The sequence below is a fragment of the Bacteroidota bacterium genome (assembly GCA_016711505.1).
Lineage (GTDB): Bacteria > Bacteroidota > Bacteroidia > AKYH767-A > 2013-40CM-41-45 > JADKIH01.
In genome coordinates this window covers 125,994-137,503 of the sequence record JADJSV010000002.1, presented here as the reverse complement: position 1 = coordinate 137,503, position 11,510 = coordinate 125,994, and the positions used below count along the sequence as shown (strand labels likewise).

General features: G+C 39.9%; 8 protein-coding genes. All 8 read right to left on the bottom strand.

The window, feature by feature from the left end; all coding sequences use genetic code 11:
• Nucleotides 1–66: 66 nt before the first annotated feature.
• The 8 genes from gldN (IPL24_04180) to topA all read right to left on the bottom strand — a co-directional run bounded on the left by gldN (IPL24_04180) (nucleotide 67) and on the right by topA (nucleotide 11,376).
• Nucleotides 67–906: a gliding motility protein GldN gene (gene gldN / locus IPL24_04180; GenBank protein ID MBK8362889.1), complete on the bottom strand. Its 840-nt coding sequence runs from the start codon at nucleotides 904–906 to the stop codon at nucleotides 67–69.
• A 311-nt stretch (nucleotides 907–1,217) separates the two neighbouring features.
• Complete coding sequence (gene gldN, locus IPL24_04175; GenBank protein MBK8362888.1) at nucleotides 1,218–2,063, bottom strand: gliding motility protein GldN; 846 nt, start codon at nucleotides 2,061–2,063, stop codon at nucleotides 1,218–1,220.
• Nucleotides 2,064–2,081: 18 nt separating this feature from the next.
• A complete protein-coding gene (gene gldM / locus IPL24_04170; protein MBK8362887.1) occupies nucleotides 2,082–3,716 on the bottom strand; it encodes a gliding motility protein GldM in 1,635 nt (544 codons plus the stop codon).
• Nucleotides 3,717–3,768: 52 nt separating this feature from the next.
• On the bottom strand, nucleotides 3,769–4,533 hold the full coding sequence (gene gldL / locus IPL24_04165) for a gliding motility protein GldL (GenBank protein MBK8362886.1): 765 nt from the start codon (nucleotides 4,531–4,533) through the stop codon (nucleotides 3,769–3,771).
• A gap of 136 nt (nucleotides 4,534–4,669) precedes the next feature.
• Nucleotides 4,670–5,956, bottom strand: coding sequence for an SUMF1/EgtB/PvdO family nonheme iron enzyme (locus tag IPL24_04160; GenBank protein ID MBK8362885.1), 1,287 nt, complete (start codon nucleotides 5,954–5,956; stop codon nucleotides 4,670–4,672).
• Between the two features lie 147 nt (nucleotides 5,957–6,103).
• A complete protein-coding gene (locus tag IPL24_04155; GenBank protein MBK8362884.1) occupies nucleotides 6,104–7,027 on the bottom strand; it encodes a type IX secretion system membrane protein PorP/SprF in 924 nt (307 codons plus the stop codon).
• Between the two features lie 519 nt (nucleotides 7,028–7,546).
• Nucleotides 7,547–8,722 carry a formimidoylglutamase gene (locus tag IPL24_04150; GenBank protein ID MBK8362883.1) on the bottom strand — a complete coding sequence of 392 codons (1,176 nt, stop codon included), beginning with the start codon at nucleotides 8,720–8,722 and terminating at the stop codon, nucleotides 7,547–7,549.
• Nucleotides 8,723–8,856: 134 nt separating this feature from the next.
• Nucleotides 8,857–11,376 carry a type I DNA topoisomerase gene (gene topA / locus IPL24_04145; GenBank protein ID MBK8362882.1) on the bottom strand — a complete coding sequence of 840 codons (2,520 nt, stop codon included), beginning with the start codon at nucleotides 11,374–11,376 and terminating at the stop codon, nucleotides 8,857–8,859.
• Nucleotides 11,377–11,510 lie beyond the last annotated feature (134 nt).

Below are 11,510 nucleotides of genomic sequence, written 5' to 3'. Positions count from 1 at the left end.
TCTTTTAAAGTTTACTATAAAAAAAAGCCCTGCCGTAGCAGAGCTTGCATTCTCATCAGCGGAAACTTAAAACTCCCACATATCATGTTCGAAATTTATTATTTCTTCTTTTACTCGTTCTGATTCAAGTAAAGCACTTACGCCTTGAGAGTAATCTGATATTCTTCTGTCGTAGACATTTGATTCTTTGTAAATATAACTTCCGAATAACCGCTTTTGAAATACATCTTCATAAGACAATCGTTGTGCATTATTGCCTGTATTGAAAATTTCACTATTGGAAAACAGATTTCGGGCTTCAGGATAATAGATCCAGAAGAGCGGGATTTTTATATTTCCTTCTCTGATGGCACCTGTTTCATCGACTGCATAAATCAAAGGAGCAATTCCAACAATGCGGACATCCATCACAGAACGTTGTTTGTCGAAGAACCAGTCTTCCTTTACTCTATATGCAATTACTTTGTCACGCGAAAATTCTGTTTGTACTACAGCAGGAGATTCATCATATGGTGGTTCAGGATTCGGCATCATCACAGTATCAATTCTCGCCCCACCTCTGCTCAGTATTTCTTTCAAAGAAATCGTTCTTGTGAATTCATCATCTTCATAACCATATGCAATCAGTGAATCTTCCTCGATAGCATCCATTATCACATCGATCAGATTCTTTCTGTCAGAAGTTTGTTTGCTTGGCGGAAACTTGAATGCAAGATTCATTTTTTCATTCAGATCGATCACTCTCCAGACACGTTTTGACCACATAGCATCTGATTCGCGTAGAACTGCGTACTTTAAATAGGGATTTGGAGGAGAATCCCTCTCGGATGGATCAGGCATTCCCTGTGAAAACACATTGATACTTATCAATGCGCAAAACGATAGCAATAAAATGGTTGGTTTCATAGCGATGTTGGTTTAGAAAAGCATGAACGATTTATTGGCTGGCGATATTTTAAAACGTCAGAATACCGGTAGGGAGTATGATGAATGAAATAAAAGAAAAAAGAAAAAAGAAAAATGGATGCGGGAAAGTTTACCGGGATTTTTTACCGGGATTGTTGACGACTAATGTTAAAACTAAAAATTGAAACACAACTTTTGCAAATAAGAAAGCCAGTGTGACCTTTGACCTCTGACCTTTGACCTATTTAAAACTTCCGCATATAAAAAAAGCCCTGCCGAAGCAGAGCTTTTGTATTCTCATTAGAGGAAGTTTAAAACTCCCACATATCATGTTCAAAGTTGGTGATCTCTAATTTTATCTTTTCAGATTCAAGGAGAGCACTTAAGCCTTGTTTGTAATCTTCAATACGACGATCGTATACATTAGATTCTTTGTAGACGTAGCTTCCGAATAAACGCTTCTGGAAGATATCATCGAATGTACGACGTTCGGCATCATTCTCTCTGTTGAAGACTTCGCTGTTAGCAAACAGACGACGTGCTTCCGGATAATAGACCCAGAACAATGGGATCTTGATATTCCCTTCACGTACTGCACCCGTTTCATCCACAGCGTAGATCAATGGAGCCAGTCCGATAATGCGGACATCGATCACTGAACGTTGCTTATCAAAGAACCAATCTTCTTTTACGCGGAATCCGATAACTTTGTCACGTGAGAACTCACGTGCAATGATAGTGTCGTATTCATCGTAAGGAGGATCCGGTCGTTGCATCTTTACAGTATCTGAACGGGAACCACCACGACCTTCAATTTCTTTTACAGTCAATGGTTTTGTGAATTCATCGTCTTCAAAACTGTATGGAGTCAATGAGCCTTCTGAAATAGCGTCCATCACAACATCCATTAGGTTCTTACGATCCTTTGTCTGTTTACTTGAAGGATATTTCAAAGGAAGATTGATCTTTTCCTGCAGATCGATCACTCTCCAGATACGCTTTGACCACATAACATCGGCCTCACGTAAAAACGGATAAGGGATCACCTGACGCGTGATTGCAGTTTCTTTTACGTAAACCGCATCAAGCACATCTTGTGAGAAGGCTGCAGTGCTAAGCATTGCAAACATGATCACAAATAAGATTCTGGCTTTCATGACTCCTGATTTATTTTATTATTGTATAGTAAATGCCATCGGCGAAAGACTACGTGTCGACTGATCGGCACCTGTAGCCATTTTTGCCTTGATGTATTCGATGAACACTTTATCACCTGCACGTAATTTAGCAATTGCATTACGCATTTGTGGTGTCAATTGATTACCTGTAGATTCGTATTCAATAAGATCTTTTCCTTTAGCGAAAATTGACATTTTGAATCCTGTTATCTTAAAGAATAATTCGAAATCGAAATTCTCAAGTTGAGGAATTAATGTTCCCGCTGCAAGCATGCTCTTATTGATCGGACCGCCTTTGCTGTTTGAAATAGTTGCAACAGGATCAGGTACACGCTTTACACGATACTTGAATTCTCCCATTGGCATTTTCTTTCCACCGATCTCTGCAGTTACGTTGATCTTTGCTTCACCAACTGTTGTTACTGTTGCAATGAAGTGACCACCACCTGCTGCTGAATTCGGTTTCAAAGAACCGCCGGCTCCGGCAATACTTGGGAATACCTGATTATTGGAAACACCGGGTACTGAAATGGCCATTGGATTATCAACACCGATATAAAGAACGTTCATTTTCTCAGCAGCAACTACTGAACTTGGTTTCTGAGCTACGTAAGACGCAGAGAAATTGTAACCTTCATAGCTTCCGTCAGGTTTCTGAACACGGATAACTCCGTTCCATTTCTTTTCACCTTCCGAACTCGGACGTTCTGAAAATTTTGCATATCCACCTTCCACCGGTAGGGCAGTTGGGCTTCCTCCTATTTTATCGTGCTTTACTGAATCCCACGTAGCACCGATAAACACTTCAGGTACCATTGTAGAAGAAGTTGCTGATAAGAATACGTCAGCCTGATAATCACTACCAATTGTTACTACAGTACTATTTGCAATAACTTTAGCAGCAAGCTTGTCAAGTTTAACGATATTACGATCTACTGATCCTAATAGATCATCGATCACCTGTGATTCCGCATTACGTACGTCAGACTGGAATTTTGTTAATAGAGCAACAGTTGCTACAACAGGATTGTGATAGAAACTCACTAACTCCCATGTACCTTTTCCGTCTTCTTTTTTAACAGGATCCTTTGTGCTTAACAAGTTGTCCATCCGTTTTTGATAATCCGCTTCTGAACCTTTAGGTGCATTTGCAATGATCAATTTCTTATACGCTTCCAGTTTATTTCGAAGAACAACAGCCTCACCTTTTTTACCCTGAGCATCATCGTCGCCGATCATAATATGAGTAGGTGAATCGTAGTCTTCCTTATTTTCCATGTCCGGAAGTTTCGGTGTCGGAACACCTTCATCTAACTTCTCAGCAGTACGAATAAGTTTAACTTTAAGGTCGTCTATAAATTTGTTTAGGTCAGTTGCTCCTTTGCGAATATTTTGTGCCTGGTTATTTACTGCAGTATATTTTGCTGCATCCAATTCCATTTGCTTTTTGAAATATTCATAAGTAGTCTGATTCTTCTTATCGATATTGTCTTTCGATAATTCCACACTTTCGTTGATAGTCACAAAGGCATTGATGACTTCCTTTGTAACGTTGAGGGCTAGAAGGGCTGTTAACACGAGATACATCATGTTAATCATCTTCTGCCTTGGGGAGAGTTTTCCGCCTGCCATGGTTTAGGTTCTGGTTTTCAGTTTAGGTTAGATAAAAATAGAGAACCGGATATTAACCACGAACGGTCATTGCAGAAAGCATATTTCCGTACACAGTATTAAGCTGTGATAGGTTTTTAGCTAATGTTGCAACTTCTTCGCGATATTTTTTAGTATCGTCAAGAGAAGAATTAAGATTCGACATCAATTCGTTAATACCTTCATAGAAACGAGCAGTTTGTTTAAGGTTTTCACTGCTGTCTTGTAATTGCAATTCATAAACTGCATTCAAGGCTGCAAGGTTTTTACCTGCTGAAACTACCTGATCTTTATATACACGAACTTCTTCAGTTGAGTTTGATAAATTTTCTACAGCCTGAGCTGCTTTCGTATATGATGAAGACATTTCACCTGCAGATTTCGCTGCCTGCGTTACATTCTTCACATAATTTTCGGTTGCTGCACCGGCATCGCTCATGTCAGCTAATTTGCCAGTGTTTTCTCCTAATGTACGTAGTCCATGTCCTAAGCTTTCGATCAGTTCAGGACCAATCTTTGCATCAACCATTAAACGATCCAATTGCTGAACAACAGGATCTGTTTTCTTACGACGCTCTTTTTTACCATGACTATCTTCGTCTTCCATTCCTGCTAATTCCGGATATACTAATGTCCAATCCACATCTTCATGCGGTGGTTCAAAAGCTGAAAAGATAAAGATGACTGCTTCGGTACCCAAACCCAGTACCAGGAAAAATCCTGATGCCGGCCAGTGCTGAATTTTGAATAGTGCACCGACGATTACAATGGCAGCCCCGATACCGTAAAGCTTCGCCATAAAATTCTTAAACTTCTTCCCTTGTGTTATTTCGGCAAGTCCCATAGTGTTGTTTAGATGAGTTGGTTAGTTAGACAATAATTGAATTATGATTGAGAGAGAATTAATTCGTAAACGGAAAAGCGAAAGATTAATTTTAATAATCCGCCTTATCACGACCAAGGAAACTCTGTACACAACGGAAACCGATGTAACATTTCGATGTATCCTGATATTCATAAGTACGTGTTCCTGTCTGAAGGTAATAACCTACATCTTTCCAGGATCCTCCACGGATAACCTTACGTTTCAAAGCAGGCAGATCGCTTTCTTTTGCTTCATACTCATAGTTTGTACTGATATCATGAGAAAAACTATATGAAGATTCATCAAAAGCATTGCTTGTCCACTCGCTGACGTTACCTGCCATACAATACAGACCATAATCATTCGGCCAGTATGAAGTAGCTTTAACAGTATAAACACCACCGTCGTCCATGTAATTACCACGCATCGGTTTGAAGTTTCCTAAGAAACATCCGCGACTGTTACGGATATACGGACCTCCCCAAGGATATGGAGAAAGATCCAGACCACCACGAGCGGCATATTCCCACTCAGCTTCCGATGGTAAACGGAAATCCTGAACAAATGCATTTCCATTCTCTTCCATATAACTGTTCATCAGCTGTGTTCTCCAGATAGAGAATGCACGAGCCTGTTTCCAGTTCACACCTACGACAGGATAATCGTCATAAGCCGGATGCCAGAAATACATTTGAGTTAATGGATCATGGAATGAATATGTGTAATCATGAATCCATGCTAAAGTATCAGGATAAACATTGATCACATCTTTCTTTATAAATACAGAACGGTCTCTCATACCCTGGTCACGGCTTTCGCGTTGAGCAGCTAATCTGAGATCGATCCAGTAATATTCGAAATTTAATTTACGAGTGTCTATTTCTTTACGACGATAGAAACGCTCTGTTTCAGGTAAGAAAAGTTCAGCAAGAGTTTCTTCATTTTGCTCATCATCCCATTTGATCTTTTCTCTCCAGTTGATACGCTCACCGTATTCACCTTCGTCGATCAAATGCTCACCACCAATCAGGCGGTGTGCTAATGAATCCCGCACCCAGTACACAAACTGACGATATTCGTTGTTTGTGATCTCAGTATTATCCATGTAAAATGCAGGAATTGTAACTGTCTTCGCCTGAGCAGTCACTGCATATGGTACATCCTGATCACTAGGTCCCATGTTAAAGGCACCTGCAGGAATGTAGACCATTCCAAAAGGATCGGCCTGGTACCATTTTTCGCGGTTTAGGACGCCTGTTAATTCACCTTTTCCTCCGCCACCGCATCCGGCAAGCGTCATCAAAGCGATTACAAACAGAAAACCGACTTTTTTGTTCCCTAAGTTCTTGATATTCATCGTTGTTTATGAATAATACTTGTTTCGTTTTTACCTCAGATCTAAGTGTAAATATCGATCCATTATGATATAACCGTCTTGAACGACCGGATACACCATAGGTTGCATCAAATTTAAACTAAGATCAGACCCCTCTTTGTGCAATCTCTACAAGAATCTTACATTCCTGTGGAATTTGCGGTTTACTACCTTTACAGGCTTATAACAATACCCCAGCATGATCTCGTGTGTTCCGCTGCTATATGTTTTTATTTCTGAAGTAGTCAAATCGTAAGCGTAACCGAGTTTCAGATTAGGAATGAGTTCTATTCCTGCCATCAACACTATTGCATCCTGTAAACGATATGATGCTCCAACCCAGTAACGGCTATTAATAAATAAGTTTGCATTGATATCGGCTTGTGTAGAGACAGCATCGGACTTCAACTGAACCATTGGTTTCAGTGTAAGGGAAGATGTAAGATCTAAACTATAACCGGCCATGAGATAATAATGTCTTGCTAAGTTAGTCGTGATGTTATCGTATTTTATACTTCCTTCTGTTAAATGTCCGGAAGATAAACCTACATATAACTTATCTGTATTGTAATAAACTCCAAATCCAAGATCGAATGTTGATCCACTAACGTTACCTGTGGGTATGTTATTGTCATTCGCATCGTTAAAAACAAATTTTGATCCGTCCATCGATTTCTGATGCATTCCGAAATCAACTCCCAGACCGATTCTTCCTGAGCCAAGATCTGCACGGTAAGCATATGCTGCGCGGACATTCAGATTTTTTTCTACGCCTAATCCATCTGCTGCATAAACTGTAAGTCCGATCCCGCCATGTAACAATTCTACAGGCATATCAGCAGTTAATAACATCGTCTTGGGTTCACCACCGAAACCTGTCCACTGGTTCCTATAAAGTAACGTACCACAAATGGCATCGTTAGCACCGGCAAATCCGGGGTTGACACAAAGTTTTGTAAACATGTTCTGACTGAATTGAGGATCCTGCTGAGCGGACACCTTCAAAACAAGTAAGGAGAGGCAAAAAAAAGCAATCGTAAAATTTTTACGCATCGTGGAGAACAGTGTTTTTGGCTTTTGGGTTAGTTTTACAACTATTGGAGCGGGTAAAGTAATGAAAAATTAAATCTAAAAACAAAATTATTTTGAAGGCCCAATTGTTAATTTCTTTCATTTTGGAGGTTTAACGGGGAAAGTGGGGAATTGTTACCGTTAAATGAGGTCAAGGGTCAAAGGTTAAGGGTAAAGCGAGACTTGTCGATACCGGTTACTTTTATCACCAACTTTTATTTCCCGCAGACTTGCGCTGAAGACGCAGAAAATCCGCAGAGATCTCTTCGGGATCGATTAATATTTATTTCAAAATCAGAATTGCGTAAACGACAAAAAATCTGCGGCTATTCAGCGTATTCTAAGAACCTGAAATGCAAATTTTCAGCAAGCCTGATGATAATTTTTTCTCCCGAAGATCTCGCAAATCACGCAGATCAACAAATCAACTAGTAATAAAATTTCTGCGCAAAATCTGCGGGATCTGTGAGATCTGCGGGAAATATTTTTCAGTCTTGCACCTTACGAAACAGAAATCTTCTGAAACGCCTGCCACCACCGTTCCGGCATTTCTTCGCGGAGGGCGGTCTCGTAATCTTTGTACGAACATGGAACAAGATGATGACGGGAATAGCGGACTTTGTTGGCAGGATACGGAACTTCCATCCACCATCTTTCACTCTTAGTGCTTTTATAAAAAACTATTTCCTGATCATCTTTCTTTAACGGAACTCTATACTTTACAAAACCTGTTTTGCTTTTTAACGGTACATCTTTTTTACGATTGTAATAACCATCGATCAGATACCAGATCATTTGCGCAGCAAGATGTGAAGTCTGGTCATGATTATCGAAAAGCGGATTGATCTCATAAATTCCAAACGACGTTAGCTTGTCGCTCATACCTGCATATCTTACAATACGACATGCTTCTTCTCCATAAAATCCATTCGGAGTTGCATTGCAATTTCCCGGCGCATCACTCTGACGAATGGCTGTAATATCGAATGAAAGTATGTCGGCATTCCGAACGATGGGTTCAACTTCTTCCATATCTGAACGAACTTGTCCAAGACGATATGCATCAAAATACAAACGCTCCATCAATTCGATCTGATCGTTACCGACGAAGTAAGTCTGGTAACCGATGTTACTGAAATTGAAAAGAAAATTCGGCTCGTGTAAAACGATCTTTCCTAAATAAGAATTTGAATTGATTTTTTCTTCTGTTGAACCCAGATCAAATGATGCATCTACAGATGCAATATTTACTGTTTCTTCTAATTTCTGATAAGCTACATATTGTGCAAAAGTAAGATCCTGACTACCGCCTAAAAGTACCGGTAACACACCTCCTTTTAATAATTCAACCATGATACTTGTTACGGCCGCATATGTATCAGAAAGACTTTCCCCAACTCTTAAATTTCCAAGATCAACAATGGAGTACGGATAATCCGCAACTTTCAGTGCATACAATTTTTCCCTGATCATATCAGGCGCCTGCGCACAACCATCGTTACGAACAGAACCACGGTCTTCTTCTACTCCAAAAATTGCAATATTCACTCCTTCAAAAGATGGAAATGAATCCACTTCAAGAAATCGTGTCACCACATTTCCTATCGATGATTTTTGGTCTTCGTAATTCCCGAAACGGATTTGATCCAGAGGGTCGAAGAAGATGCTGATGTCCATTTGTATAGTTAAAATAAGTTCAAGGTTCAAAGTTCAAGGTTCAAAGTTCAAAGCTCAAAGTTTCCTGGGTAATCTTCTAGTGATTGACACATCGCAAACTTTGAACTTCGAACTTTGAACTTTGAACTAATTGATTATTTCTTTTTCGCAGCCGCTTTCTTTTTCACAGCAACTTTCTTCTTAGCAGGGGCAGCCTTCTTAGCAGGGGCAGCCTTTTTCACAGCTGCTGCTTTTTTAGTTGCAGGGGCAGCTTTGACAGCTGGGGCCGGAGTTGCTGCTGCTTTTTTAGAAGCTGCTGCTTTTTTCGGAACAAATGCTTTCTTGGCAGCAAAGCCACCTTTTTTAGCTCCAAATCCGAAACGTCCTTTTTTGGAAACCGGCGTACTTTCAGCTAAAGCATGAATTTCTTCCAGCGTAAATGTTTTAGGATCGCGATCTTTTGCAATCCTGATATTTCTGTCTTTGTATTTAATGTATGGTCCCCAGCGGCCATTCAAAACCTGAATTTCCGGTTCGTCGGGGAACGACATGATCAATCGTTCAGCATTTTGTTTTCGTTTCTCTTCGATCAACTCCACAGCACGTTCATAAGTAACTGTGTAAGGGTCGTCTTCTTTTTTCATTGAAACGAAAAAGTCATTCAAACGAACATATGGTCCGAATCTTCCGATCGCAACATTTACATCGTGATCTTCATATGGACCGAGATTTCTTGGAAGCTTGAAAAGTTCGATAGCTTCATCGAAAGTGATCTGATCCAGACGCTGTTCAGCTCTTAATTTTGCAAACTTCGGCTTATCAGTTTCATCAGGAGTACCGATCTGTGCCATAGGTCCGAAACGACCGATGCGAACAAGCAATGTTAATCCTGAAACAGGATCTTTACCTAAGATCCGTTCACCTGACGCACGTTCAGATTCTTTTTCAGTAGTCTGAACAGTACCATGGAAAGGTCCATAGAATTCAGTGATCATTTTTTGCCACTTCAATTCGCCATTGGCAATATCATCAAATTCCTTCTCCACATAAGCTGTGAAATTGTAATCGAGGATCTGTTTGAAATTGACAACAAGAAAATCGTTTACAACCATTCCGATGTCGGTCGGATATAATTTATTTTTTTCTGCGCCGGTGATCTCAGTCTTTGTTTCATGTACGACTTTGTTGTCAATTAAAGTCAGAACAGAATAAGAACGTTCCTTACCCATTCTTTCCTCTTTCGATACATAACCACGTTTCTGAACGGTACTGATGGTTGGTGCATATGTTGAAGGCCGGCCAATACCAAGCTCTTCGAGTTTTTTTACTAATGCAGCTTCCGTAAATCTGCTCGGCGGATAAGTGAATCTTTCTGTCGCTTTTGCTTCCTGTAAGATCAGTTTATCACCTACAGACATAGCTGGAAGTAATCCTTCCTGTTCATCCGTGCTGTTTTCATCATCGGTTCCTTCCATATATACTTTAAGGAATCCGTCGAACTTGATCACTTCACCGTTGGCAACAAAATCTTCAGCAGTTTTTTTGGATGAAATTGTAATTACAGTTTTTTCCAGAATTGCATCTGCCATTTGCGAAGCAACTGTTCTTTTCCAGATCAGACTGTATAGCTTTTCCTCACGAGGATCGTTGCCGGCTGTTTCTACTGTGAAATCAGTTGGACGAATGGCCTCATGGGCTTCCTGTGCAGAGGCTGTTTTAGTTTTATACTGACGACCTTCGTGATATTTTTCACCGTAATTTTTTATTATGGCAGCTTTTGTAAAATCCAGAGCGTCCTGAGAAAGATTCACTGAATCCGTTCTCATATAAGTTATTTTTCCGGCTTCGTACAGTTTCTGAGCAAGAACCATTGTTTGAGAAACACTATATCCTAATTTTCTTGCAGCCTCCTGTTGAAGTGTAGAAGTTGTAAATGGAGCAGATGCAGTACGTTTACCCGGTTTGACTTCCAGATTTTTCACACTGAAATCAGCACCGATACAATCCTGCAAAAATTTCTCCGCTTCTTCTTTCGTTTTAAATTTCTTCGGCAATTCTGCTTTGAATGTTTTACCATTCACTTCAAATATTGCAGTGACACGATAAGAAGCGGTGATCGTAAATTCATCGATCTCTCTTTCACGCTCAACGATCAGACGAACTGCAACAGACTGAACACGTCCGGCAGATAATTGCGGACGGATTTTTTTCCAGAGAACTGGTGACAATTCAAATCCAACCAAACGATCGAGAATTCTCCGGGCCTGTTGAGCATCCACAAGATTTTTATCGATCATTCTTGGATTCTTGATAGCTTCGGTGATCGCTTTTTTAGTGATCTCGTGGAATACTATTCTCTTTGTATTATCCTTATTTAATTTCAGCGTCTCATATAAGTGCCAGGAAATTGCTTCTCCTTCACGGTCCTCATCGGTTGCGAGCCAGATCATTTCGGCACTCTTACATAATTTCTTTAGTTCATCGATAACCTTCTCTTTATCAGGACTGATCTCATATACAGGCTCGAAATTATTTTCGACCTGTATTCCCATTCCGCTCTTCACCAGATCCCGAACGTGACCATAACTTGAACGAACGACGAAATCTTTTCCAAGATATCCTTCGATCGTTTTTGCTTTGGCCGGTGACTCAACTATTACTAAATTTTTTGCCATGTTTCTGTTTACAATGTGCGCAAATAAAAGAATTTATTTTTTAACAAAATGGGTGAACATGTTTTCTCTCAATTATTTAACCTTAAAACAAGCGCAGAAAAAGGGATTCAATGATTTCAAAACTAATTGATTAG